We start from the raw sequence: 25727 nt of genomic DNA, 5'->3' as shown, positions 1-25727 counted from the left end.
GCTCCGTCACCCCTCGGCGGCCCCGCCGTTCCGCAGCCGGTACCGCGCCACCCGCTCCCCCAGCCGTGCCCGGCACGCCGGCCACTCCGCGGCCGTCACCGAGAAGATCGCCGAGTCGCGCAGGCGGCCCTCCTCGCCCGGTGCCCAGGAGCGGGACCAGTTGCGCAGGACGCCCTCGAAGCAGGCGCCGACGCTCTCGATGGCGGCGCGGGAGCGGGCGTTGCGGGCGTCGGTCTTCAGGTCGACGCGGGCGACGTCCCACTCCTCGAAGGCGTGCCGGAAGAGCAGGAGTTTGGCCTCTGCGTTGATGCCGGTGCCCTGGGCGGTTGCGGCGAGCCAGGTGAAACCGACCTCGACGGCGTCGAGCCGGCCGTCGTCCCGCCAGCAGCGCGGCTCCCAGTACGCCGTGGCGCCGACCGCCCGCCCGGTCGCCCGGGAGACCTGGGCGTAGGCCGTGTCCGCAAAGTCCCGCCTGCCCCCCGACGCCCGGCACGCACTCTCGCCGCACCGGGCGGACACCCGAGTACGGCCAGTACGCGGGTGTCCGCCCGGCACGCCGAGAGCACGCACCGGACGCCGCAGGGCCCGCCCTCCGGGCGGACGACGGGACTTTGCGGACACGACCTAGGAGGCGAGCCGTCCGGTGGCCGCGCGGGCGAGCTGGGCGTCGATGTAGGAACTCACCTCCTCGGCCCGGGGGACCCAGGTGAAGGCGTACGTGTCCCGGTCCTCCTCGGCGGCCCGGGCCAGGTCGGCGGCGTGCTGGTGGCCGAGCGGCTCCAGGCGGACGAACTCGCCCTCCAGGACCGGTCCGCGCAGGACGAAGCTCATCGGCCCGGCTCCTCGCCCGCCGCACCCACCGCGCCCGCCGCGCCCGCCCCGCCCGCCCCGCCGGACGCCCCGCCCGGTGCGTCCGCCGCCGGTGCCGCGAACGACGCCCGCAGCGCCGCGAACGCCTCGTGGAAGCCGGGGAACGTCTTGCGCACGCACCCCGGGTCGTCGAAGGAGATGCCCGGGGTGCGCAGCCCGGTCACCGCGAACGACATGACGATGCGGTGGTCGCCGTGGGAGCGGATCCCGGCGCCGGACGGCCGGCCGGGGCGGATCTCGATCCAGTCGGGGCCGGTGGCGACGTCGGTCCCGAGGCGCCGCAGGTTCTCCGCGCACGCCTCCAGCCGGTCGCACTCCTTCACGCGCGTGTTGGCCACGTCCTCGATGCGGACCGGGCCGTCGGCGAAGGGCGCGACGGCCGCGAGGGTCGGCATGGTGTCGGAGATGTCGCGCATGGCCACGGTGAGCCCGCGCAGGGTGCCGGTGCCGCGGACCGTGGTGCGGTCGGCGGCCACCGTCACCTCGGCGCCCATCCGGCGCAGCACCTCCACGAAGCCCAGGTCGCCCTGGAGGGCGCCCTCGCCGAGGCCCGGCACGGTGACCTCGGCGCCCGGGGTGACGGCGGCGGCCGCGAAGAAGTAGCTCGCCGTGGAGGCGTCCGGTTCGATCGGGTACGTCGTCGCCCGGTAGCCGCCGGGCGGCACGCGGAACACGTCGCCCTCGCGCTCCACCTCCACGCCGAACGCCCGCATCATCGCCAGCGTGATGCCGACGTAGGGTGCCGAGACCAGGTCGGTGACCTCGATGTGCAGGCCGGTGCGGGTGAGCGGGCCGAGCAGCAGCAGCGCGGTGAGGTACTGCGAGGACTGGCCGGCGTCGAGGGTGACCTTGCCGCCCTCCACGCCGTTCGCCCGGACGGTCAGTGGGTGGTGGCCCTCCCGGTCCTCGTGGCGCAGGTCCACGCCCAGGTCGCGCAGGGCGCGGGTGAGCGGCAGCAGCGGGCGGCGGCGCATCTGCGCGGAGGCGTCGAAGCGGTAGGTGCCGTGGCCGGTGGCGGCGAGGGCCGGCAGGAAGCGCGCGGTGGTCGCGCCGTCCCGGCAGTACACGTCCGCCGCGCCGGCCGGGGGTCCGTCCGGCCGGCCGTCGACCTGCCAGGTGTCCGGGGTGCGGCCGACGCGGTAGCCGAGGCGGGCCAGTCCCTCGGCGAAGCCCTCGGTGTCGTCCGAGCGCAGGGGCCGTACGAGGGTGGTGACGCCGTCGGCCGCCGCCGCGAGGAAGAGGGCGCGGGCGGTGAGGGACTTGGAACCGGGGATGTCGACGAGGGCCATGCCCGTCATGATCGCGTGCCGACCGCCTCCGCCGGGGCCACGTCCACGGGGTGGACCCGGGCCGCGCGCCCGGGGGCGAGCGAGGTGAGCGCCACGCCGCCGACCAGGAGGGCCGCGGCGCACCAGCGCAGCCCGCTCACCGGTTCGCCGAGGAACAGCGCGGCCGACGTCATGCCGAAGACGGGCACCAGCAGGGAGAAGGGCGCGACCGTGGAGGCCGGGTGGCGGCGCAGCAGCAGGCCCCACGCCCCGAAGCCGAAGACCGTGGTGACCCAGGCGACGTAGACGACGGTGCCGGCGCCCTGCCAGTCGAGGGCGCGCAGCGCGTCGTAGTCGCGGCCGGGCCCTTCCAGGAGCAGCGACAGGCCGAGCAGCGGCAGCACGGGGACGGTGCTCACCCAGACCATGAAGTTCAGCGCGTCGGGCGGGGCCGCCCTGCGGGTCAGCACGTTGGACACGCCCCAGCAGGCGGCCGCGGCGACGACCAGGGCGAACGCGCCGAGCGGGCCGGCGGTGCCCTCGTCGACGGCGGCGACGACGATCCCGGCGAGGGCGACCGCCATGCCGAGGACCCGGGTGCGGGAGGGGCGCTCGCCGAGGACGACGGCGGCGACGACCGCGGTGAACACCGCCTGGACCTGCAGCACAAGGGACGACAGGCCGGCCGGCATCCCGGCGTCCATCCCGACGAACAGCAGCCCGAACTTCGCGACGCCCAGCACCAGTCCGACGGCCACGATCCACCGCCAGGCGACCTTGGGGCGGCCGACGAAGAACACCGCGGGGAGCGCCGCCACGAGGAAGCGCAGCGCGGAGAACAGCAGGGGCGGGAAGTGGCCGAGGCCGATCTCGATGACGGTGAAGTTGACGCCCCAGACGGCGGCGACGAGGACGGCGAGCAGGAGGTGTGCGGGTCGCATGCGTCGAGGATCACCGGCCCGGACCGTGTAGCACCAGCGATGATTCGTGCATGGTGGGATGAAGCAGAAGTGATGAGTCGATGGCTCGCGGCAGCCCGCCGCCGTCCGAGGGGGACCCCGATGCTCGACCTCCAGCGCCTGCGCGCCCTGCACGCCGTCTCCGTCCACGGCACGGTCGGCCGGGCCGCCGCCGCGCTCGGGTACACGCCCTCGGCGGTGTCCCAACAGATCGCCAAGCTGGAGCGGGAGACCCGCACGGTGCTGCTCGAACGGGAGGGCCGGGGCGTGCGGCTCACCGCCGAGGCCCGGCAACTGGTCGTTACGGCACAGCAGTTGATGGCGATCGTGGAGCGCGCCGAGACCGATCTGGAGCGGCGGCGCGGGCTGCCGTCCGGCCGGCTGACCCTGGCCGCGTTCCCGTCGGCGGCGCGCGGGCTGCTGCCCGGGGTGCTGGCCGAGCTGGCGCGGCGGCACCCCGCCCTGGACGCGCGGCTGACCGAGGTCGACCCGCACCTGTCGGTCGACCTGGTCGCCAAGGGCGCGGTCGACCTGGCGGTGGCCCACGACTGGGACATCGCGCCGCTGCCCGCGCCGGCGGGCGTGGAGCAGGCGGTCATCGGGGACGACCTGTGCGACCTGCTCGTCCCCGCGGGCCACCCCTTCGCGGGGCGTGCGGCGGTACGGCGCGAGGAGCTGGGCGGTGAGCGGTGGGTGTGCCAGCCGCCGGGGCGGGTGTGCCACGACTGGCTGGTGCGCACGCTGCGCGCGGCCGGGCACGAGCCGGACCTGGTCCACACCGCCGAGGAGAACCCGACGCTGGTCGCGCTGGTCGCGGCGGGCCTGGGCATCGCCCTGATCCCCCGCCTGGGACGCGGCCCGCTGCCCGAGGGGGTGGTGGAGGTGCGGCTGGACCCGCTGCCCGTACGGCGGCTGTACGCGCTGTGGCGTGAGGGGGCGGCCCGGCGCCCGGCGATCGCCGAGACGGTGCGCGCGCTCCAGGCGCACTGGGGCGAGCGCGCCGACACCGGCCCGCGTGAGCCCGAGCGCGTCAGCACCGGCCAGGCGTGAGCCCGAGCGCGTCGGGACCCCCGCCCGGCATGAGCCCGAGCGCGCCGGGGTCCCGGCCCGGCGTGAGCCCGTGACGGGCGCCCCCGGTCCACCACTCGCGCGCCGTGCCTGCGCGCTCCCTTGACCGGCAATAACTTTCCGGATACTGCTGACCCGACGGAAGTTTCCTTCAGTGGATCACCTCCGGAAGGAGCGCACGTGCCCTCCAGACGCACCGTCCTCGCCGCCACCGCGGGCCTCACCGCGTCCCTCGCCGTCGGCGCGGGAACCGCCCACGCGGGCGCCGGCCGCGCACCGGACGACCGGCGGCTGCGCCGGCTGGTCTCCCGGATGACGCTCGAGGAGAAGGTCGGCCAGGTCTTCGTCTCCCGCGTGTACGGCCACTCGGCGACCGACCCGGACCAGGCCGACGTGGACGCCAACCTCGCGGAGCTGGGCGTCCGCACGGCGGCCGAACTGCTCGAGCGCTACCGGCTCGGCGGGATCATCTACTTCGCCTGGGCGCACAACACCCATGAGCCGCACCAGATCGCCGCCCTGTCCGACGGCCTCCAGCGCGCCTCGCTGGACCTGCCGCGCGGGCTGCCGGTGCTCATCTCCACCGACCAGGAGCACGGCATCGTCTGCCGGATCGGCGCCCCGGCGACCCTCTTCCCGGGCGCCATGGCGATCGGCGCCGGCGGCTCGCGCACCGACGCCCGCACCCTCGGCCGGATCTCGGGCGCCGAGCTGCGCGCGATGGGGGTGCGCCAGGACTACTCCCCCGTGGCGGACGTCAACGTCAACCCGGCCAACCCGGTCATCGGCGTGCGGTCCTTCGGCTCCGACCCGGACGCGGTGGCCGCCCTGGTCGCCGCCGAGGTGCAGGGCTACCGGTCCGCGGGGGTGGCGGCGACCGCCAAGCACTTCCCCGGGCACGGCGACACCGCGGTCGACAGCCACTACGGCTTCCCGGTCATCACCCACAGCCGCGAGGTGTGGGAGGAGCTGGACGCGGTGCCGTTCCGCGCGGCGATCGCGGCCGGCATCGACTCGATCATGACCGCGCACATCCTGGTCCCGGCCCTCGACGACTCGGGCGACCCGGCCACCCTGTCCCGGCCGATCGTCACCGGCCTGCTGCGCGAACGCCTCGGCTACGACGGGGTGGTGGTGACCGACGCGCTCGACATGGCGGGCGTGCGCACCAAGTACGGCGACGACCGGGTCCCGGTGCTCGCCCTGAAGGCTGGCGTCGACCAGTTGCTCAACCCGCCGAAGCTGGACGTCGCGTGGAACGCGGTGCTGCGGGCCGTGCGCGAGGGGGAGCTGACCGAGGAGCGGCTGGAGCAGTCGGTGCTGCGCATCCTGCGGCTGAAGGCGAAGCTCGGGCTGCTCGACGACCCGTACGCCGGGCAGGCGGGCGTGGACCGGACCGTGGGCACCCCGGCCCACCTGGCCGCCGCCGACCGCATCGCCGGGCGGACCACGACCCTGCTGGTCAACGAGGGCGGGCTGCTGCCGCTGGCGCCGGACACCCGGCGCAGGCTGCTGGTCGTCGGCGCCGACCCGGCCTCCCCGTCCGGTACGACCGGCCCGCCCACCGGTGTCCTCGCCGCCGCCCTGACCGGCCTCGGCTTCACGGCCACGGCCCTGTCCACCGGCACGGCCCCCTCGGCGGCGACGATCGCCCGCGCGGTGGCCGCGGCCGGCGAGGCGGACGCGGTCGTGGTGGCGACGTACAACGTCACCGCGACCAGCCCGCAGAAGACCCTCGTCGAGCAACTCCTCGCCACCGGGCGCCCGGTGGTCGCGGTCGCCGTCCGCAACCCGTACGACGTGGCCCAGTTGCCCGGGGTCGCCGCGTACCTGGCGACCTACTCCTGGACCGACGTCGAACTGCGCGCCGCGGCCCGGGTGATCGCGGGCCGCACCGCCCCCCGCGGGAAGCTGCCGGTGCCGGTCCAGCGGGCCGACGACCCGGCGCGGGTGCTGTTCCCGATCGGGCACGGGCTGCCGTACTAGCGCGCACAGCACGGCGGGCCCGGGAGATCTCCCGGGCCCGCCGCCGTCAGTTCTCCGGAGGGGTCACGGGCGCAGGGCCGGCTCCCGCTCCACGTCCCTCACGTCGAGCTTGCTGTCGAACTTCGCCAGCGGCTTGGCCGCCGACGCCGTCGCGGCGGGCAGGCCCGCCCAGTCGAGGATGCGGGCGGTGGCGAGGGCCTTCTGGTCGGCGACCAGACCGGCCACGTTCGCGCCGTGGTTGAGGCCGGGGGCCGTGAAGACGTAGGAGTCCCGGGCGCCCTTGTCGACGCGGAAGCGCTCCGCGCCCCACGGGTCGTTCTGGCCGTACACGAAGAGCATGTGCCGGGCGTTGTGCCGGACCCAGCTGTCGACGTCCCGCATGACCCACGGCTGGAACTTCATCGGGATCGAGCGGGGCACGAAGTTCCGGGGCGGCTGGTAGCCGTAGCGGATGTACTGCTTCTCGATGTGCGGGAAGTGGATGGTGGGCGCGCCCAGCTGGGTGCCCGCCTGGTAGTAGTACGGGGTGTACTGCTCCAGGCCCTGGTCGGTGTACGCCGAGAAGCCGGAGATGGTGTCGACCGAGGTCCAGATCTCGTCGTCCGTGGCGGTGGCCGCGTTCGCCGGGATGCTGTCGCAGTCGGAGAGCAGGCTGTACTGCCAGAAGCCCCACACGTAGTCCAGGACGACCGCCTCGTAGGCGCGGTCCAGGCTGCCGATCGTGGTGAAGGTGTAGCCGTTCTCGGCGGCGTACGCCGCGTACTTCTGCTCCAGCGCGGTGCGGCGCACCAGCGCCTCGCGCTGCACCGCGTTCAGCCGGTCGCGGCACTCCTTGGTGCCGACGGACGCGAAGAAGCGGTCGTAGGCGGCGTCCTGGTCGTTGACCACGTCGTTGGGGGCCACGTACGCGACCACGCCGTCCATGTCCCGCGGGTAGAAGCGCTCGAAGTACGTCGCCGTCATGCCGCCCTTGGAGCCGCCGGTGGCGATCCAGTTCTTCGTGTAGACCGGCTTCAGCGCGGTGAAGATGCGGTGCTGGTCGCTCGCCGCCTGCCAGATGTCCAGCTTGGACCAGTCGGCGGGGCTGGGGCGGGAGGGGGTGAAGTAGCGGTACTCCATGGAGACCTGGTTGCCGTCGACGATCTGGGTCGGCTCGCGGCGGCTGGGGTTGGTGGAGACGTTGTAGCCGCCGGTGTAGAACACCGTCGGGCGGCTGACGTCCTTGTGCAGCACGGTGATCCGCTGCTGGAAGGTGCCCGCCGAGGGGTTCCGGTGGTCGACCGGCTGGGTGTAGTTCAGGACGAAGTAGCGGTAGCCGGGGTACGGCTTCTCCTCGATCAGGCTCATGCCCGGGATCGAGAGCAGCCGGTCCTTGATGTCCGTGGCCCCAGGCTCGGCAGCGGTCGCTGCTCCCGCCGTGGTCAGCGTGCCTATGAGCACGGTGAGCGCCAGCAGCCATCTGAGCGCCTTGCGCATGCGCGTGCACCCTCCCTGTGAGACAGATGTGCGCCGGAAGCTATCGGAGCAACCGGCTTCGCACCAGGGGAGGTTGTTGCGGAGGTTTCAGGACGTCAGCACAGAATCCAGCCGGAACTGACCGCCGTACGGCCCACCGATCCCTTCACCCACACGCAGCGGTGACCGGCGTACACGGTGACGGGTCCGACCTGGCGCGTGGCGCGCTTCTGGATCCGCCAGGGACGCCCGCCGCGGGCCTGCACGCTGACCGACATCGGCTTCGTGCCGCGCGGGTTCTTGGCGTAGGTGACGGCGCAGACGTAGCGGCCCTGCTTGAACACCTGCACCGAGCCGGTGGTGAAGGACAGCGTGCGCACCTTGCGGCCCGCGCACGCGTGGACGGCCGCCGCCTGCGCGCTGCCGGGCGCGGCCAGCGCGAGGACCCCGGAGGCGGTCAGCACCGCCACGCCCGCCGCCAGCCGCCGTATGACACCCCTCGTTCCGCTGCCCACGTCCGTGTCTCCCCGAGTCGCCCGCCGTGTCGCTCGCCGTACTGGTGTACGGACGCCGGACGCGGGCCGCGCGGTTGCGCGCGGGCCCGCGCCGGCCCGGTGCCCGTCCGCCGTCAGGCCGACTCCACGCCCACCGGTTCGCCGACGAACGTCCGCCACAGGCGGGCGTAGCGGCCGTCGCGGGCGAGGAGTTCCTCGTGGGTGCCGTCCTCGACCACCCGGCCGTGGTCCATGACCACCACCCGGTCGGCCCGCGCCGCCGTGGTGAGGCGGTGGGCGACGACCAGCGTGGTGCGCCGGCCCGCGAGGCGGTCGGTGGCCTGGTTGACCTGCGCCTCGGTGGCCAGGTCCAGGGCCGCCGTCGCCTCGTCGAGCAGCAGGACGTCGGGGTCGACCAGTTCGGCGCGGGCGAGCGCGATCAGCTGGCGCTGGCCCGCGGAGAGGTTGCGCCCGCGCTCGGCGACCTCGTGGAGGTAGCCGCCCTCCAGCGTGGCGATCATCTCGTGGGCGCCGACCGCGCGGGCCGCCGCCTCCACCTCGGCGTCGCTCGCCCCCGGGCGGCCGTAGGCGATGGCGTCGCGGACGGTGCCGGGGAAGAGGTAGGCCTCCTGCGGCACGACGCCCAAGCGGTGGCGGTACGACGTGAGGTCCAGCTCGCGCAGGTCCGTCCCGTCGACCGTGACCCGGCCGGACGTCGGGTCGTAGAACCGCGCCACCAGCTTGACCAGGGTCGACTTGCCGGCGCCCGTCTCGCCGACGAACGCCACGGTCTGCCCGGCGGGGATGCGCAGGCCGATGCCGCGCAGGGCCGCCTCGTCGCCGGCACCGTAGGCGAAGTGGACGTCCTCGAAGGCGATCTCACCACGCAGGGAGGTCACCGTCCGCGGCGCGCGCGCCGCCGAGGTGGACGTCGGCTCGCGCAGCAGCTCCTGGATGCGGCCGAGCGAGACGGTGGCCTGCTGGTAGCCGTCGAACACCTGGGAGAGCTGCTGCACGGGCGCGAAGAACAGGTCGATGTACAGCAGGTACGCCACCAGCGCGCCCGTGGTCAGCGTGGCGGCGTCCACCCGGCCGGCGCCCACCACCAGCACCGCGGCCGCCGCGACCGACGACAGCAGCTGCACGAACGGGAAGTACACCGAGATCAGCCGCTGGCCGCGGATCCGCGCCCGGCGGTAGCTGTCGCTGCGCTCGGCGAACCGGGCCCGGCCGTCGCGCTCGCGGCGGAAGGCCTGCACGATCCTCAGCCCCGACACCGACTCCTGGAGGTCGGCGTTGACCGCGGAGACCCGCTCGCGGGCCAGCTCGTAGGCCTTCACGCTGGCCCGGCGGAAGAAGAAGGTGGCGACGACCAGCGGCGGCAGGGTGGTGAACACGACCAACGCGAGCTGCACGTCGAGCACCAGCAGCGCGACCATGATGCCGAAGAAGGTGACCACCGCGACGAACGCCGTGACCAGGCCGGTCTGCAGGAACGTGGACAGCGCGTCGACGTCCGTCGTCATCCGGGTCATGATCCGGCCGGTCAGCTCGCGCTCGTAGAAGTCGAGACCGAGCCGCTGGAGCTGCGCGAAGATCTTCAGGCGCAGGGAGTACAGCACCCGCTCGCCGGTACGGCCCGTCAACCGGATCTCACCGGTCTGCGCCGCCCACTGCACGAGCACGGTCAGCAGCCCCAGCAGCGAGGCCGCCCACACCGCGCCGACCGCCATGCGGCTCACGCCCTGGTCGATGCCGTGCCGGATCAGGATCGGCAGCAGCAGCCCCATGCCCGCGTCCACGGCGACCAGCCCGAGGCTGACCAGCAGGGGGGCGCGGAAGCCGCGCAGCAGCCGGCGCAGGCCGTACGACTCCTCCGCGCGGACCGCGCGGGCCTCGTCGACGTCCGGGATGTCGGTGGCCGGGGGCAGCGCCTCGACCTGGGCGAGCAGCTCCGGAGTGGCGGGGGTGCCGGCCATCGCGGTGTCCTTGGGGGCGCGGTCGCCGGTCCACAGCCGGGGCGTCACCCCGCGTTCGGCGTCGAACTCGGCGTCCAGTTCGTCGCGCACGGACGTGTCCTCGGCCGGTGCCTCGGGCCGGGCGTGGCCCGGGGAGACGCCGCCGAGCTCGTCGGGGTCGGTGAGCAGCCTGCGGTACAGCGCCGAGCGCTGCTGGAGTTCGTCGTGGGTGCCGATGTCGGCGAGGCGGCCCTGGTCGAGGACGGCGATGCGGTCGGCGAGGTTGAGGGTGGAGCGGCGGTGCGCGATGAGCAGGGTGGTGCGGCCCTCCATGACCTGACCGAGCGCCTCGTGGATCTCGTGCTCCACGCGCGCGTCGACCGCCGAGGTGGCGTCGTCGAGGACCAGCAGCCGGGGGTCGGCGAGGATCGCCCGGGCGAGCGCGATGCGCTGGCGCTGGCCGCCGGACAGGGTCAGTCCGTGTTCGCCGACCGTGGTGTCGTAGCCGTCGGGCAGCTCCGCGATGAAGCGGTCCGCCTGGGCGGTGCGCGCGGCCTGCTCGATCTGCTCGTCGGTGGCGTCGGGGCGGCCGTAGGCGATGTTGTTGCGGACGGTGTCGGAGAACAGGAACGAGTCCTCCGGGACCAGGCCGATCGCGGCGCGCAGCGAGTCCAGGGTCAGCTCGCGCACGTCCCGGCCGCCGACCAGGACCGCGCCGCGCGTCACGTCGTAGAAGCGCGGCAGCAGCAGGGAGACGGTGGACTTGCCGGAGCCGGAGGAGCCGACGACCGCGAGGGTCTCGCCCGGGCGGATCTCGAAGCTGAGGCCGTCCAGGACCGGGTGGGCGGGGTCGTAGCCGAAGGACACGTCGTCGAACTCGACGGTCGCCGGGGCGTCGGCGGGCAGCTCCCGGGTGCCGTCCCGCAGGGTCGGCTCGGTGTCGATCAGTTCCAGGACGCGCTCGGTGCCCGCGCGGGCCTGCTGGCCGACGGTGAGGACCACGGCGAGCATGCGGACCGGGCCGACCAGCTGGGCCAGGTAGGTGGAGAACGCCACGAACGTGCCGAGGGTGATGTGGCCGTGCACGGCGAGCCAGCCGCCGAGCGCCAGCATGGCGACCTGGCCGAGCGCGGGGACGGCCTGCAGCGCGGGGGTGTAGCGGGCGTTCAGCCGGATGGTGCGCAGCCGCCCGGCGAACAGCCGCCGGCCCACCTGGCGCAGCTTCCCGGTCTCCTGGTCCTCCTGCCCGAAGCCCTTCACCACGCGCACGCCGCTGACCGCGCCGTCGACCACGCCCGCCACGGCGGCGGCCTGGGCCTGCGCCCACCAGGTGGCCGGGTGGAGCCGGGTGCGGCTGCGCTTGGCGATCCACCACAGCGCGGGCGCCACGGCGAGGGCGACCAGGGTGAGCGGGACGGACAGCCAGGCCATGACGACGAGCGAGACCAGGAACAGCGCGAAGTTGCCGATCGTCATGGGCAGCATGAACAGCAGGCCCTGGATCAGCTGGAGGTCGCTGGTGGCGCGGCCGACGACCTGGCCGGTGGACAGCTCGTCCTGGCGGCGGCCGTCGAGCCGGGTGATCGTGCGGAACATCTCCGTGCGCAGGTCGTGCTGCACGTCCAGGGCGAGCCGGCCGCCGTAGTAGCGGCGGACGTAGGCGGTGGCGTAGACGAGCACGGCGGCGCCGATCAGGGCGCCCGCCCAGGGGGCCATGTCCCGGGTGCGGGCGCCGATCACGTCGTCGATGATCACCTTGGTGATCAGGGGGACGAGCGCCATGACGGCCATGCCGGCGAGCGAGGCGCCGAGGGCGAGGACCACGTCCTTGGGGTAGCGCCACGCGTAGCCCGCGAGTCGTCGTGCCCATCCCCGTTGTGCGCTCACGCCGGTGCCTTCCTGCGAACCTGGTCTGCCGGAAGGCATCAACGCCGGTGAGGTGCGATTTCATCCCGCTGCAACAATCGGGGGGCCCCGGGCGGAGGTTTTCGGCCGCGGGGGTCAGCTCGCGGCAAGGTCGCGGTGGACCACCTTGGCGATGCCCTGGATGGTCGTGATGCCGTAGCTCATGGTGCTGTTGCCGTGGGTGAGCACGGTGATCGTGTAGTCGTGGCCGCCGCCGGTGAAGGTGCCGACGCTGTGCACGCGCCAGCCCTGCGTGGCGCGCTGCAGCCAGCCGTTCTTGACGTGCCAGGACACGTTCGCCGGCCGGCCGTACGGCGTGCCCCACCGCTGGTCGGCGACGACCTTGCCCATCAGGGTGCTGATGTACGAGCGGGAGGCGTCGGTGAGGACGGCGTTGCGGGCGGTGACGAGCCGGAGCAGCTTCTGCTCGTCGGTGACCGTGATCTGGGTCAGCCCCCAGTAGGTGCCGGCGCCGGGCCTGGTCTGCGTCATGGCCGCGGCGGTGAGGAACTTCTTGACCTTCGTCGGGCCGAGCTGCTTCCACAGGGTCGAGGTGGAGGCGTTGTCCGACTTGGTGATCATGCTGGTGGCGAGGGTCTTCTCGCGGGTGGTGAGCGCGCGGTGCGCCGCCTGCGCGTCGTACAGCAGGGCGGCCAGGACGGTCACCTTGACGACGCTGGCCGAGTCGTAGGCGGTCGAGGCGCGCAGGGTGCAGGTCGTCGCGGTGGTCCGGTCGTACACGCCGACGGCGATGGTGCCCTTGCGGGTGGCCAGGGCGGCGGTGATGTCCTTCTTCAGCTTGGCCGCGAGGGTCGGCTTCGCCGAGGTGCAGCTGACGGCCGGGGCGGTCGCGGCGGCCGGGGTGGCGACGGCCGCGGCGGATATCAGCAGGCCGGTGGTGAGCGCGACGACGGCCGGGGCGGCACGGCGGGCGGAAGTCCCTTGAGTCATGACCGGGTTGACTCACGAGTTCGACCGAAAGGTTGTACGAGAAGAAGGCTTTTGCCGGTCCGCGTCACCCAATGGACACCCGCCGTCCCTTTACGCGGTCGCATGTCCATGTCACGCTCCCGAGTGCCGCCTCCACTCAACCCGCGTAGATGGGACGACCTTTATGCTGGCGACACGCACACGCCGCTGGAAGCCGGTGGCGCTGACCACCGCCGCCGTTCTGGTGGGCCTCGCGGCCCCCGCCCTGACGGCGACCCCGGCCGCGGCCACGACGACGGCGTACGACGCGACGTACTACAAGAACGCGGTCGGCAAGACCGGCGCGAGCCTGAAGAGTTCGCTGCACACCATCATCAGCAGCCAGTCGAAGATCTCGTACTCCGCGGTCTGGGAGGCACTGAAGGTCACCGACCAGGACCCCAACAACAGCAGCAACGTCCTGCTGCTCTACAGCGGCGCCTCCCGCAGCAAGTCCCTCAACGGCGGCGACCTCGGCGACTGGAACCGCGAGCACACCTGGGCCAAGTCCCACGGCGACTTCGGCGAGGTGACCGGTCCCGGCACCGACCTGCACCACCTGCGCGCCTGCGACGTCCAGGTCAACAGCATCCGGGGCAACCTGGACTTCGACAACGGCGGCAGCGCCGTGGCCAACGGCGGCGGCAGCACCGTCGACTCCGACTCCTTCGCGCCGCGCCCCGCGGACCGGGGCGACGTCGCCCGCATGATCCTCTACATGGCCGTGCGCTACGACGGCGGCGACGGCTTCGCCGACCTGGAGCCCAACGAGAAGGTGGCCAACGGCTCCAACCCGTACATCGGCAAGCTGTCCGTCCTCAAGGCGTGGAACGAGGCGGACCCGCCCAGCGCCTTCGAGGAGCGCCGCAACCAGGTCATCTACGACACCTACCAGCACAACCGCAACCCGTTCATCGACCACCCGGAGTGGGTCGAGGCGATCTGGTAGGTCTCCCGCGGCGGGGCCCGGTTCAGCCCAGGTGCGTCGGGGCGAACATCCGCAGCACCGCCGGGAGCACGACCACCGAGGGCCCGGGCGTGGCCAGCGCCGCGGCGAGGTCCTCCTCCAGGGTGTCCGGTGTCGTGCGGACGCCGGGCACCCCGAAGGACTCCGCGAGGGCCACGTAGTCCGGGCGGGTCAGCTCGGTGGCCGTGGCCTGGCCGAAGGCGTCGGTCATGTACTCGCGCAGGATGCCGTAGCCGCCGTCGTCGACGATCAGCCAGGTGACGTCCAGGCCGTACTGGCGGGCCGTGGCCAGCTCCGCCACGGAGTACAGCGCGCCCCCGTCGCCGGAGACGGCCAGCACCGGGCGGGTCGGGTCGGCGGCCGCCGCGCCGAGCGCCGCCGGGAAGCCGTAGCCGAGGCCGCCCGCGCCCTGCGCCGAGTGCATCAGGTTCGGGGCGTGGGCGTCGAAGGCGGACCAGGCCCAGTAGGCCAGGATCGTCATGTCCCAGAAGGACGGGGCGCCGGCCGGCAGCGCGCGGCGCACCGAGGCCAGCACCTCCTGCTCCAGGGTGAGTTCCTGGGCGCCGATGCGGGCGGCGACCCTTCCGAGGACGTCCCGGACCCGCTCGGGGGCGGTGGGGTCGGTGCGCTCCTCGACGGTCTCCAGCAGGGCCTGGAGGGCGAGGCGGGCGTCGGCGTGGATGCCCAGCGCCGGGTGGTTGGACTCCAGCTTGCCGAGGTCCGCCTCGATCTGCACGACGCGGCCGCGCGGCGCGAACGTGTGGTAGTTGGAGGAGAGTTCACCCAGTCCTGAGCCCACCACCAGCAGGACGTCGGCGTCCTCCAGGAAGTCGGTGGTGTGGCGGTCCTCCAGCCAGGACTGCAGCGACAGCGGGTGCGTCCAGGGGAAGGCGCCCTTGCCGCCGAAGGTGGTCACCACGGGCGCGTCCAGCCTCTCGGCCAGCGCCCGGAGCTTGCCCGCCGCGTCCGCGCGGACCACCCCGCCGCCCGCGATGACCGCCGGGCGTTCGGCGCGGGACAGCAAGTGGGCGGCGAGGGCGGTGAGTTCGGGGCGCGGGACGAGCTCCTCCGGGGTGGCGTCGAGGGCCGTCACCCCCGGGAGCGCGGTCGGCGCCAGCAGCACGTCCTGCGGGATCTCCACCCAGACGGGGCCGTGCGGGGCGGTGAGCGCCGACTTCCAGGCCGCCGCGATCGCGGACGGGATCTGGGACTGCGTGCGCACGGTGTGCACCGACTTGACCACGCCCCGGAACGAGGCCGCCTGGTCGGGCAGTTCGTGCAGGTAGCCGTGGCGGCCGCCGCCCAGGCCCGCGGTCGGGACCTGGCTGCTGACGGCGAGGACGGGCGCCGAGGCGGCCGCCGCCTCCTGGAGCGCGGCCAGGGAGGTGAGGGCCCCGGGGCCGGTCGACAGCAGCAGCGGGGCCGCCTCGCCGGTGATCCGGCCGTACGCGTCGGCCGCGAAGCCGGCGTTGTTCTCCACGCGCAGGCCCACGTAGCGCAGGTCCGAGCGGCGCAGCGCGTCGAACATGCCGAGCGCGTGCTGGCCGGGCAGCCCGAACACCGTCGTCGCGCCGAGCCCGGCCAGCGTCTCCACGACCAGGTCCCCGCCGTTGCGGCCGGCGGGCGGGTTCAGGGCGGCCGTCGTCTGGGCGTCCGTCGGGCGGAGCACCAGGTCGTGGTCGTGGGTCACTTCGCGCGTGCCTCCGCAATCTGGCGGGACATGATCGTGGTCAGTTCGTACGCCGTGTGGGACGCGGCCACCGAGGTGATCTCGGCGTGGTCGTAGGCGGGGGCCACCTCGACGACGTCCGCGGACACCAGGTTGCAGGAGGCCAGCCCGCGCAGGATCTCCAGCAGCTCGCGGGAGGTCATGCCGCCGGCCTCGGGCGTGCCCGTGCCGGGGGCGTGGGCGGGGTCCAGGCAGTCGATGTCGATGGAGATGTACAGCGGGCGGTCGCCGATGCGCTGGCGGAGCTGGTCGGCCACCTCGTCGGCGCCCCGGCGGTAGACGTCGGACGAGGTGACGATGCCGAAGCCCATCTTCTCGTCGTCGGTGAGGTCCTGCTTGCCGTACAGCGGACCGCGGGTGCCGACGTGGGACAGCGCGGAGGTGTCGAGGATGCCCTCCTCCACCGCGCGGCGGAACGGGGTGCCGTGGGTGTACTCGGCGCCGAAGTAGGTGTCCCAGGTGTCCAGGTGGGCGTCGAAGTGCAGCAGCGCGACCGGGCCGTGCTTCCTGGCGACCGAGCGCAGCAGCGGCAGCGCGATGGTGTGGTCGCCGCCCAGCGTCATCAGGCGGGCGCCGGTGCCGAGCAGGTCGTCCGCGGCGGCCTCGATGGTCTCGACGGCCTCGTTGATGTTGAACGGGTTCACCGCGATGTCGCCGCCGTCCGCGACCTGCGCGAGGGCGAACGGGGAGGCGTCCTGGGCGGGGTTGTAGGGGCGCAGCAGCCGGGACGCCTCGCGGATGGCGTTGCCGCCGAAGCGGGCGCCCGGCCGGTACGAGACGCCCGAGTCGAACGGCACGCCCACCACGGCGACGTCGGCGGTGCCGACCTCGTCCAGGCGGGGCAGCCGGGCGAAGGTCGCGGGGCCGGCGTACCGCGGGATGCGGGAGGAGTCGACGGGGCCGCGGGGCGTCTCGTTGCTGCTCATGGTCAATGCCTTCTTTCCTACGCTTCGTCGCGTATGTACTGCTGCCGGGGCGACTTTACCGGGGAGCGGGGACCGGTTCGGACACGAGTTCGGGATTGGCCCGGCCGGCGAGCCGTTCACGCCAGGCGGCCAGGACCGCCTCGTCGGTCGGCCGGGTGGCGAGGGACACGGCCACGTAGGCCGCCAGGGAGGCCAGCAGGCCGTAGTAGACCGGCTCGTTGGCGAGGATGCCGTGGGCCGCCATCAGGCCGACCACCGCGACACCGCCGACGACGACCGCGGCGAGCGCGCCCTGGACGGTGCCGCGCCGCCACAGCAGCCCGCCGAGGATGGGCACGAGGAGACCGCCGACGAGCAGGTTGTACGCCACCGTCAGCGCCTCGACGACGTTGTTCAGCGCGATCGCCGTACCGATCACCGCGACGCCCATGAGCAGGATGAACGCCCGGTTGCCGCGGACCTCGTCGTGCTCCTCGGCGGACGGCCGCACGATGCCGCGCAGACGTGACCAGATGTCGTTGTTGGCGACGGTCGCACAGGCGATCAGCGCGCCGGAGGAGGTCGACATCACGGCGGCGAGCGCGGCGGCCAGCACCAGGCCCCGCACGCCGACGGGCAGTTCGTCCTTCACGATGGTCGCGAAGGCGTCGTCCGGGCTGCCGAGCTTCGGGTAGAGCACCTTGGCGGCGGTGCCGATGACGGCGCCGGCGAGGGCGTAGACGAGGCAGTAGGTGCCCGCCACGGTGCCGCCCCAGCGGGCGGTGCGGTCGCTGCGCGCGGTGAACACGCGCTGCCAGATGTCCTGTCCGATGAGCATGCCGAAGGTGTAGATCAGCACGTAGGTGAAGATCGTCTCGCCGCCGATGCCCAGCGGGTCGAAGTACGAGGTGGGCAGCTCGGCCTTCATCTCGGAGAAGCCGCCCGCCTTCACCACCGCGATGGGCAGCAGGAGCAGCAGCACGCCGATCGTCTTGACCACGAACTGCACCATGTCGGTCAGCGTGATCGACCACATGCCGCCGAGCGTGGAGTAGGCGACCACGATGGAGCCGCCCAGCACGATCGCCAGGGTGCGGTCGATGTCGAACAGCACGTCGAAGATCGTGGCGTACGCGATGGTCGAGGTGACGGCGAGCATCAGCGTGTACGCCCACATCACGACGCCGGAGATCAGGCCCGCGCGGCCGCCGTAGCGCAGGTCGAGCATCTCGGAGACCGTGTAGACCTTCAGGCGGGCGATGCGGGCCGAGAAGAAGACGCTCAGCGCCAGCAGGCCGAGACCGATCGTGAAGACCATCCAGGCGCCGGACAGGCCGTACCGGTAGCCGAGGCCGACGCCGCCGATGGTGGAGGCGCCGCCCAGCACGATCGCGGCCATGGTGCCGGAGTACAGGGCGGGTCCCAGGCGCCGGCCGGCCACCAGGAACTCGCTCTTGGACCGGGCGCGGCGCATGCCCCACCAGCCCATGGCCAGCATGCCGGCCAGATAGACGGCGATCACCACGTAGTCGACGGCCATGGGGCCTCCTTCACACACTTCTCGGTGGCGTGTCGTGCAGGGAACGGGGGGTGTGCGGCGACTCGGCGCGGGGACATCCGCCCGTACCCGCTGGCCGCCGGTCCCCTCGACCCTAGGTGGCCGAAAAGCGACTGCGAAGTGTACGTTCCCTCCATTCACGCCGTACGGGATGGAGGAAACGCACACCATGCCGGACCCCGCCGTCCCGCCCACCCCGCCGGTGCCGCTCGCCGCGCTCCTGGCCCGGGAGGACCTCGCCCTGCGGCAGCTCGCGGGGCCCTCCGGCCCGGACGTCGTCGTCCACTGGGCGCACACCTCGGAGATGAGCGACCCCTACCCGTACCTGCTGGGCGGCGAGCTGCTGCTGACGGCCGGGGTGCACGTCCCGGAGGCGGCCGACCCGGGGGCGTACTTCGACGCCTACGTGGGACGGATCGTCGCGGCGGGCGGGACCGCCCTCGGCTTCGGCGTGGCGCCGGTGCACGACACCGTGCCGCCGGCGCTGGTCGCGGCCTGCGCGGCGCACGCCCTGCCGCTGGTCGAGGTCCCGCCGCAGACCACGTTCTCCGGCGTGGCCCGCGCGGTCTGGCAGCTGATGGCCCAGGCCCGGCTGGCCGAGCTGCGCCGGGTCACGGAGGCCCAGCAGAGCCTCGCGGCCGCCGCCTCCCGGCCCGACCCGGTGCCCTCGGTGCTGCGGCAGCTCGCCCAGCGGGTGGCGGGCCGGGCGGTGCTGTACGGGCCCGAGGCGACGGAGGTCGCGGCGGCCGGGCGCCCGGCGGGGACCGCGGCCCACCGGGCGCTGGCCGCGCTCGCGGAGGTGGTCCGCCCCAGCGGCCCGGGCACGCCCACCTCGGCCACCGACACCGCCGCCGGCACCCACCTCGCGGCCTACGCCCTGGGCGCCGGGCACGACTTCGTCCTCGGGATCGCCGCCCCGCGCCGCGACCCCGGCGACCACACCATCGCCTCCGTCGCCGCCGTGCTGCTCTCCCTGCTCACCGGCGAGCACCAGAGCGGCACGGGCGCGGCCCGCTCCTCCGCGCTGGTCCGGCTGCTGCTCGGGGCCGCGCCCGAGGAGGTGGCGCCGCTGCTCGGCGCCGGGCGCCGGGCCGTGGTGCACGCCCGCCCCGACGCCCACGCCCCCGACCCGGTGGCCGCCTCCGCGCTGGGCGCCGCGCTGGGCTCGCCGCTGGTCGACCTCGCCGAGGGTGTCGTACGGGTCCTGGTGCCGGAGGGGCGGGAGCCGGCGCCGTACCCGGGCTGGACGCTGGGCGTCAGCGCGGCCGCGGAGCCGGCGCAGTGGCCGGCCGCGGACGCCGAGGCCGCCCGGGCGCTGGCCCGGGCGCGGGCGACGCGGGTCCCGCTGCTGCGGCACGGCGCCCGGGCGGCCCTCGCCGACCTGGTCCCGCCGGACGAGGCGGCCGCCCACGCGCGGGCCCTGCTCGCGCCGATCGCGGCCACGCCCGCGCTGCCGGAGACGCTGCGCACCTGGCTGTCGCTGCACGGCAGCTGGGACCGCACGGCGGTGGCGCTGTCGGTGCACCGCAACACCGTGCGGCAGCGGATCGCGCGGTGCGCGGCCCTGCTCGGGGCGGACCTGGACGACCCGGACGTGCGGATGGACCTGTGGTTCGCGCTGCGGGACCGCGCCCCGGACGGCGCGTGAGCCGCGTCCCAGCGCCCGGAACCGCGCTGACCTGTCCGGCCCGCTGCCCCACAATGGACCCCATGCCGATATCCGGGACACCCAGCCGTGCCGAGCTCGTCGACCACCTCGTGCGCACCCGCATCGCGGGCGAGGTCGCCACGCCCCGCGAGAACAACCTCTCCCACTACCGGCAGCTGGCGAACGGCAACCGGCACTTCTGGTTCGGGCTGGAGTTCGGCGACCGCTGGACCGACGAGCAGGACGTGCTCGCGGTGATGGCCGAGCGCGTCGGCGTCAACGACGACCCCGAGTACCGGTACGGCCAGGACACCATCGACGCCGAGCTGACCGTGGACGGCCTGGAGCGGCTGGCGGGGCGGCTGCGCAAGGCGGCCGAGGACCGGCAGCGGGTGCTGCTCGCCACCGGCCACCCGGGCGGGCTGCTCGAGGTGCACCACCGCACGGCCGCCGCACTGCGCGCCGCGGGCTGCGAGATCGTAGTGATCCCGGACCGGCTGCAGACCGACGAGGGCTACGTCATGCAGTTCGCGGACGTGGCGGTCCTGGAGCACGGGGCCACCCTGTGGCACACCCACTCGGGCGAGCCGATGAAGGCGATCCTCACCGCGCTGGAGCTGGAGGGCCGCCCGCTGCCCGACCTGGTGGTCGCCGACCACGGCTGGGCGGGCTACGCGGCCCAGCACGGCGTGGACGCCGCCGGCTACGCCGACTGCAACGACCCGGCCCTGTTCCTCGCCGAGTCCGAGGGCACCCTCCAGGTGGCGGTCCCCCTGGACGACCACGTGGTCAGCCCCCGCTACTACGACCCCATGACGGCGTACCTGCTGGACCGGGCCGGACTGGGCGGGGGCGGCGAGGGCTGAGGGCGGGGCGGCGGCGGCTGGTATGACTGGGGGCATGGAGGAAGCAGCCGCCGAGTCGGCCATCGACATGTTCCTGTCCGCGTTCAACGTCCCGGACGACCGGCACGTGACCGAGCTGCTGTCCCAGGCCCTCACCTCCGACGTGGTGTTCTTCGGGCCCCTGGGGCGCAGCGAGGGCGTGGCGGCGGTCGAGCGGTTCGTGCGCGAGCTGCGCCGCCACCCGGCCGGGCCCGGCACCATGGTCCGCTGCTCGGGCGTCGACATGCCCGGCGAGTGGGCGCGCTACCGGTGGGCCTTCACCACGCCCGGGGACGGGCCGCGCCTGGCCGGCACGGACGTCGTCCACCTGCGGCGGGGCCTGATCGACCAGATGATCGTCTTCGCGGGCGACCTCGAACCGGCCGCGGCGGACGCCTGACCGCCCGCCCCCGCCCGGCCCCCGCCCGTCTCAGTCGGTCCGGGGGACGCGGACCACGCCCTCCTGGATGACCGAGAGGGCCAGGCGGCCGTCCTGGGTGTAGATGCGGGCCTGGCCGAGGCCGCGGCCGCCGTGGGCCGACGGGGACTCCTGGTCGTACAGCAGCCATTCGTCGGCGCGGAACGGGCGGTGGAACCACATGGCGTGGTCCAGCGAGGCCCCCACGACGTCACCGACCGCCCAGCCGCCGCGCCCGTGGGCGAGCAGCACCGAGTCGAGCAGCGTCATGTCGGAGACGTAGGTGGCGAGCACCACGTGCAGCAGCGGCACGTCCACGGCGCCGTCGAGCTTGCCGTTGGTGCGGAACCAGACCTGCGAGTGCGGCTCGCGCGGTGCGCCGAACCGTCCGTACGGCGGCTCGTCGACGTAGCGCAGGTCGATCGCCTCGCGCGCCTCCAGGAACCGCTCGACCACGTCCGGGTCGAGGTGGCCGTAGCCGCGCAGCCGCTCCTGCGAGGTGGGCAGCGTGGCCGGGTCGGGGGCGGGCGGCATGGGCACCTGGTGGTCGAGCCCGTCCTCGAACGTCTGGAACGACGCCGACAGGAAGAAGATCGGCCGCCCGTGCTGGACGGCGACCACGCGCCGCGTGGTGAAGGAGCGGCCGTCACGGATGCGCTCGACGGTGTAGACGATCGGCGCGCCGGGGTCCCCGAGGCGCAGGAAGTACGCGTGCAGGGAGTGGGCGTGCCGGTCCCCGGGGACCGTCCGCCCGGCGGCGACCAGCGCCTGCGCCGCGACCTGCCCGCCGAAGACGCGGGGCACGACGGCGGAGCGGGACTGGCCGCGGAAGATGTTCTCCTCGATCTGCTCGAGGTCGAGCAGATCGAGGAGGTCCTGGAGTGCCTGGCTCATGAGGAGTAGTTGTACCCGCCAGTGATGACGGGCGTCCTACAGGCCCATGTCCTTGGCGATGATCGTCTTCATGATCTCGCTGGTGCCGCCGTAGATGCGGTTGACGCGGTTGTCCGCGTACAGGCGGGCGATCGGGTACTCGTTCATGTAGCCGTAGCCGCCGTGCAGCTGGAGGCAGCGGTCGATCACGCGGTGGGCGACCTCGGTGCAGAACAGCTTGGCGGAGGCGGCCTCGGCGGGGGTGAGTTCCCCGGCGTCCAGGGCCTCCAGCGCGCGGTCGGCGACGGCCTCGGCGGCGTCGACCTCGGCCTGGCAGGCGGCCAGCTCGAACTTGGTGTTCTGGAAGTGCGCGACGGGCTTGCCGAAGACGGTGCGGTCCTGGACGTACTGCTTGGCGAACCGGACCGCGGCCTTGGCCTGCGCGTAGGCGCCGAAGGCGATGCCCCAGCGCTCGGAGGCGAGGTTGTGGCCGAGGTAGTAGAAGCCCTTGTTCTCCTCGCCGAGCAGGTCCTCCACGGGCACCTTGACGTCGACGAACGCCAGCTCGGCGGTGTCGGAGGTGCGCAGGCCCAGCTTGTCCAGCTTGCGGCCGATGGAGTAGCCCTCGGACTTGGTGTCCACGGCGAACAGGGAGATGCCGTGGCGGCGGTCCTCGGCGGTCGGCGCGGCGGTGCGGGCGCAGACGATGACCTTGTCGGCGTGCACACCGCCGGTGATGAAGGTCTTGGAGCCGTTGAGGACGTAGTGCGTGCCGTCCTCGGAGAGCTTCGCGGTGGTCTTCATGCCGGCCAGGTCGGAGCCGGTGCCCGGCTCGGTCATGGCGATGGCCCACATCTCCTCGCCGGTGACGAACTTCGGCAGGTACCGCTTCTTCTGCTCGTCCGTCGCCAGCATCTTGATGTACGGCAGGGCGAGCAGCACGTGCACGCCGGAGCCGCCGAACTGGACGCCCGCGCGGGACGTCTCCTCGTACAGGACGGCCTCGAACTTGTGGGTGTCCAGGCCCGCGCCGCCGAACTCCTCGGGCACGCTGATGCCGAAGACGCCCAGGTCGCCGAGCTTGTAGTAGAAGTCGCGCGGCGCCTGGCCCGCGGCGAACCAGTCGTCGTACACCGGTACGACCTCGGCCTCGATGAAGGCGCGAAGGGTCTCCCGGAACGCCTCGTGATCCTCGTTGAACACCGTACGGCGCACGCCGCCACCTCCACGTACCTTCAGCCGGCCCTGTCTAAGCGCTTGCTCAGATTCGAGCGTACCGACGGGTAGCCGAACCGTCCAGGGGGGTCCGGCCGTAACGCTCGTCACGCTCCGGCCCGGTCACCCGGACGTAGGCGCCGGCCCGGCCGTGCGGGGCGACGACGAACGGCCGGACGGGTCCGGCCGCGAGGTCCTGGGTGACGCCGATGAGGTAGCCGCCGGTCTGCCGGAGCGTGAGGGTGCCGTTGCGCACCACCTCCAGCCCCGGCCGGCCGCGAGCGGCTACTCCGTGCCCGCTGCCGCGAACGCGCCGCGGGCCATGCGGTGGAGCTGGGTCGCCGTGGCCGTGCGGCCGGGAAGGGTGCCGGTGCGACTCAGGTGGGGGGTGGAGTTGAGCAGGCCGAAGACGGAGTGCACGGCCGAGCGGGCCGAGGGCTCGGTCAGGGCCGGGTAGACCTCGCGGACCACGGAGACCCACAGCTCGACGTACTGGCGCTGGAGCTGGCGCACCAGCTTGCGGTCGCTGTCCCGGAGGCGGTCCAGCTCCCGGTCGTGCAAGGTGATCAGGGGACGGTCGTCGATGGCGAAGTCGATGTGGCCCTCGATCAGCGAGTCGAGGACCTCCTCGGCGCCGGCCACGCCGTCGGCCTCCGCCAGGCGCCGCCTGGCCCCCGTCAGCAGCTGGCCGCTGATCCCGACCAGCAGCTCGGCGAGCATCGCGTCCTTGCCCGCGAAGTGGCGGTACAGACCGGGCCCGCTGATGCCCACGGCCGCGCCTATCTCGTCGACGCCGACACCGTGGAAGCCGCGCTCCGCGAAGAGCCGGGCGGCCTCCTTGAGGATCTGCTCGCGCCGCGTGGGGGCGTCGGTCCTGGTGGTCATGGATCGATTCTAGACAGGGAGGTTAGCGCTCGTTAACCTGAGGGAAATGCGTTAACGCTCATTAACAAGGTGAGGGGTTCGCAGGATGCACGAGGCACCGGAGCTGACGAGCGCGGCAGACCCCGCGTCGGAGGCCTGGCGGGCCAACGAGCGGGCACACCTGGCGCTCGTCGAGGAGCTGCGCGCCAAGCTGGCCGCGGCGGCGCTGGGCGGCGGGGAGAAGGCCCGCGCCCGGCACACCGCGCGCGGCAAGCTGCTGCCCCGGGACCGGGTGGACACCCTGCTCGACCCCGGCTCGCCGTTCCTGGAGCTGGCCCCGCTGGCGGCCGACGGGCTGTACGAGGGACAGGCCCCGGCGGCCGGGGTGATCGCGGGGATCGGCCGGGTCTCCGGGCGCGAGTGCGTGGTCGTGGCCAACGACGCCACGGTCAAGGGGGGCACGTACTACCCGATGACCGTGAAGAAGCACCTGCGCGCGCAGGAGGTGGCCCTGGAGAACCGGCTGCCCTGCGTCTACCTGGTGGACTCCGGCGGCGCCTTCCTGCCGATGCAGGACGAGGTGTTCCCCGACCGCGAGCACTTCGGGCGGATCTTCTACAACCAGGCACGCATGTCGGGCGCCGGCATCCCGCAGATCGCGGCCGTGCTGGGCTCCTGCACGGCCGGCGGGGCGTACGTCCCGGCGATGAGCGACGAGGCCGTGATCGTGCGCGGCCAGGGCACGATCTTCCTGGGCGGACCGCCCCTGGTGAAGGCCGCCACCGGTGAGGTCGTCACCGCCGAGGAGCTGGGCGGCGGCGAGGTCCACTCCCGGGTCTCCGGCGTCACCGACCACCTCGCGGAGGACGACGCGCACGCGCTGCGGATCGTGCGGACCATCGTGGAGACCCTCCCGGCCCGCCCCGCCCCGCCCTGGGAGGTGCGCACCCCCGTCGAGCCGAAGGTGGACCCCCTCGGGCTGTACGGCGCCGTCCCGGTCGACTCCCGCACCCCCTACGACGTGCGCGAGATCATCGCCCGGATCACCGACGGCTCCCGGTTCGCGGAGTTCAAGTCGGAGTTCGGCCAGACCCTCGTCACCGGGTTCGCCCACGTCCACGGCCACCCGGTCGGCATCGTCGCCAACAACGGCATCCTCTTCTCCGAGTCCGCCCAGAAGGGCGCCCACTTCATCGAGCTGTGCGACCAGCGCGGCATCCCGCTGGTGTTCCTCCAGAACATCTCGGGGTTCATGGTCGGCAAGGACTACGAGGCCGGCGGCATCGCCAAGCACGGCGCCAAGATGGTCACCGCCGTCGCCTGCGCGCGCGTGCCGAAGCTGACCGTCGTGGTCGGCGGGTCCTACGGCGCGGGCAACTACTCCATGTGCGGCCGGGCCTACTCGCCCCGCTTCCTGTGGATGTGGCCCAACGCCAAGATCTCCGTGATGGGCGGCGAGCAGGCCGCCTCCGTCCTCGCCACCGTCAAGCGCGACCAGCTGGAGGGCCGGGGCGAGGAGTGGTCCGCCGAGGAGGAGGAGTCGTTCAAGGCGCCCGTGCGCGCGCAGTACGAGCGCCAGGGCAACGCCTACTACGCCACCGCCCGCCTGTGGGACGACGGGGTCATCGACCCGCTGGAGACCCGGCAGGTGCTGGGTCTCGCGCTGACCGCCTGTGCCAACGCGCCCCTGGGTGACCCCCAGTTCGGCGTCTTCCGGATGTAAGAGGGGCTGCC

At 73.6% G+C, this 25727-nt stretch carries 21 protein-coding genes and 1 pseudogene; 7 read left to right on the top strand and 15 right to left on the bottom strand.

Annotated features, from left to right (window positions below):
- Positions 1-6: 6 nt before the first annotated feature.
- The 4 genes and pseudogenes from AQJ30_RS21010 to AQJ30_RS20995 all read right to left on the bottom strand — a co-directional run bounded on the left by AQJ30_RS21010 (position 7) and on the right by AQJ30_RS20995 (position 3079).
- Complete coding sequence (locus AQJ30_RS21010; RefSeq protein ID WP_245726999.1) at positions 7-519, bottom strand: GNAT family N-acetyltransferase; 513 nt, start codon at positions 517-519, stop codon at positions 7-9.
- Positions 520-630: 111 nt separating this feature from the next.
- A pseudogene (locus AQJ30_RS21005) lies at positions 631-831 on the bottom strand (GNAT family N-acetyltransferase); the annotation flags it as partial.
- Positions 828-2159, bottom strand: a complete 1332-nt coding sequence (gene aroA, locus AQJ30_RS21000) for a 3-phosphoshikimate 1-carboxyvinyltransferase (protein WP_079084171.1) — start codon at positions 2157-2159, stop codon at positions 828-830. The pseudogene AQJ30_RS21005 and the gene aroA, both read right to left, overlap by 4 nt.
- A 5-nt stretch (positions 2160-2164) precedes the next feature.
- Positions 2165-3079 carry an EamA family transporter gene (locus AQJ30_RS20995; protein ID WP_067236306.1) on the bottom strand — a complete coding sequence of 305 codons (915 nt, stop codon included), beginning with the start codon at positions 3077-3079 and terminating at the stop codon, positions 2165-2167.
- Between the two features lie 120 nt (positions 3080-3199).
- Here AQJ30_RS20995 and AQJ30_RS20990 point away from each other — a divergent pair, with 120 nt between their 5' ends.
- Entirely contained in the window at positions 3200-4147 is a 948-nt protein-coding gene (locus AQJ30_RS20990) for a LysR family transcriptional regulator (RefSeq protein WP_067236304.1), read from the top strand.
- A 198-nt stretch (positions 4148-4345) separates the two neighbouring features.
- Positions 4346-6151 carry a glycoside hydrolase family 3 protein gene (locus tag AQJ30_RS20985; protein ID WP_067236303.1) on the top strand — a complete coding sequence of 602 codons (1806 nt, stop codon included), beginning with the start codon at positions 4346-4348 and terminating at the stop codon, positions 6149-6151.
- Between the two features lie 63 nt (positions 6152-6214).
- Here AQJ30_RS20985 and AQJ30_RS20980 read toward each other — a convergent pair whose 3' ends face one another.
- The 4 genes from AQJ30_RS20980 to AQJ30_RS20965 form a co-directional block, all read right to left on the bottom strand.
- Entirely contained in the window at positions 6215-7627 is a 1413-nt protein-coding gene (locus AQJ30_RS20980; RefSeq protein ID WP_067236302.1) for a S28 family serine protease, read from the bottom strand.
- A 95-nt stretch (positions 7628-7722) separates the two neighbouring features.
- Complete coding sequence (locus AQJ30_RS20975) at positions 7723-8121, bottom strand: hypothetical protein (protein WP_067236301.1); 399 nt, start codon at positions 8119-8121, stop codon at positions 7723-7725.
- A 113-nt stretch (positions 8122-8234) separates the two neighbouring features.
- Complete coding sequence (locus AQJ30_RS20970; protein WP_067236300.1) at positions 8235-11945, bottom strand: ABC transporter ATP-binding protein; 3711 nt, start codon at positions 11943-11945, stop codon at positions 8235-8237.
- Positions 11946-12059: 114 nt separating this feature from the next.
- Entirely contained in the window at positions 12060-12914 is an 855-nt protein-coding gene (locus tag AQJ30_RS20965) for a serine hydrolase (RefSeq protein WP_067236299.1), read from the bottom strand.
- 163 nt (positions 12915-13077) lie between these two features.
- Here AQJ30_RS20965 and AQJ30_RS20960 point away from each other — a divergent pair, with 163 nt between their 5' ends.
- Positions 13078-13881 (top strand): endonuclease I family protein, encoded by an 804-nt coding sequence (locus tag AQJ30_RS20960; RefSeq protein WP_067236297.1) that lies wholly within the window; start codon positions 13078-13080, stop codon positions 13879-13881.
- A 22-nt stretch (positions 13882-13903) separates the two neighbouring features.
- Here AQJ30_RS20960 and AQJ30_RS20955 read toward each other — a convergent pair whose 3' ends face one another.
- From AQJ30_RS20955 to AQJ30_RS20945, 3 genes are read right to left on the bottom strand one after another with little or no spacing between them, the layout of a single operon-like run.
- A complete protein-coding gene (locus AQJ30_RS20955; RefSeq protein WP_067236296.1) occupies positions 13904-15589 on the bottom strand; it encodes a thiamine pyrophosphate-binding protein in 1686 nt (561 codons plus the stop codon).
- A complete protein-coding gene (gene speB, locus AQJ30_RS20950; RefSeq protein ID WP_067236294.1) occupies positions 15586-16554 on the bottom strand; it encodes an agmatinase in 969 nt (322 codons plus the stop codon). Before speB ends, AQJ30_RS20955 begins: the two co-directional genes overlap by 4 nt.
- Positions 16555-16609: 55 nt before the next feature.
- Positions 16610-18073 carry a sodium:solute symporter family protein gene (locus AQJ30_RS20945; RefSeq protein ID WP_067236291.1) on the bottom strand — a complete coding sequence of 488 codons (1464 nt, stop codon included), beginning with the start codon at positions 18071-18073 and terminating at the stop codon, positions 16610-16612.
- Positions 18074-18260: 187 nt separating this feature from the next.
- Between AQJ30_RS20945 and AQJ30_RS20940 the strand changes: the two genes are divergently transcribed.
- The 3 genes from AQJ30_RS20940 to AQJ30_RS20930 all read left to right on the top strand — a co-directional run bounded on the left by AQJ30_RS20940 (position 18261) and on the right by AQJ30_RS20930 (position 21023).
- On the top strand, positions 18261-19739 hold the full coding sequence (locus AQJ30_RS20940) for a PucR family transcriptional regulator (RefSeq protein ID WP_211279045.1): 1479 nt from the start codon (positions 18261-18263) through the stop codon (positions 19737-19739).
- Between the two features lie 62 nt (positions 19740-19801).
- Positions 19802-20605: a phosphatase gene (locus AQJ30_RS20935; protein ID WP_067236591.1), complete on the top strand. Its 804-nt coding sequence runs from the start codon at positions 19802-19804 to the stop codon at positions 20603-20605.
- A 34-nt stretch (positions 20606-20639) separates the two neighbouring features.
- Positions 20640-21023 carry a nuclear transport factor 2 family protein gene (locus AQJ30_RS20930; protein ID WP_067236286.1) on the top strand — a complete coding sequence of 128 codons (384 nt, stop codon included), beginning with the start codon at positions 20640-20642 and terminating at the stop codon, positions 21021-21023.
- 30 nt (positions 21024-21053) lie between these two features.
- Here AQJ30_RS20930 and AQJ30_RS20925 read toward each other — a convergent pair whose 3' ends face one another.
- From AQJ30_RS20925 to AQJ30_RS20910, 4 genes are read right to left on the bottom strand one after another with little or no spacing between them, the layout of a single operon-like run.
- Positions 21054-21935, bottom strand: a complete 882-nt coding sequence (locus AQJ30_RS20925) for an acyl-CoA thioesterase (RefSeq protein WP_067236283.1) — start codon at positions 21933-21935, stop codon at positions 21054-21056.
- A 36-nt stretch (positions 21936-21971) separates the two neighbouring features.
- The gene (locus AQJ30_RS20920) at positions 21972-23129 is read right to left on the bottom strand and encodes an acyl-CoA dehydrogenase family protein (RefSeq protein ID WP_067236282.1); all 1158 of its coding nucleotides are present in this window, start codon (positions 23127-23129) and stop codon (positions 21972-21974) included.
- A 46-nt stretch (positions 23130-23175) separates the two neighbouring features.
- Positions 23176-23385 (bottom strand): hypothetical protein, encoded by a 210-nt coding sequence (locus tag AQJ30_RS20915; protein ID WP_159052347.1) that lies wholly within the window; start codon positions 23383-23385, stop codon positions 23176-23178.
- 29 nt (positions 23386-23414) lie between these two features.
- Positions 23415-24014, bottom strand: a complete 600-nt coding sequence (locus tag AQJ30_RS20910; RefSeq protein WP_067236276.1) for an SACE_7040 family transcriptional regulator — start codon at positions 24012-24014, stop codon at positions 23415-23417.
- An 85-nt stretch (positions 24015-24099) separates the two neighbouring features.
- On the opposite strand from AQJ30_RS20910, the gene AQJ30_RS20905 reads away from it, so the two are divergent.
- Entirely contained in the window at positions 24100-25716 is a 1617-nt protein-coding gene (locus tag AQJ30_RS20905; protein ID WP_067236273.1) for a carboxyl transferase domain-containing protein, read from the top strand.
- The last annotated feature ends 11 nt before the right edge of the window (positions 25717-25727 follow it).

Origin of the sequence: Streptomyces longwoodensis (assembly GCF_001514125.1) — a bacterium.
GTDB classification, from domain to species: domain Bacteria; phylum Actinomycetota; class Actinomycetes; order Streptomycetales; family Streptomycetaceae; genus Streptomyces; species Streptomyces longwoodensis.
The sequence above is the reverse complement of the archived record's forward strand: the minus strand, read 5'-3'. Positions and strand labels throughout refer to the sequence as shown.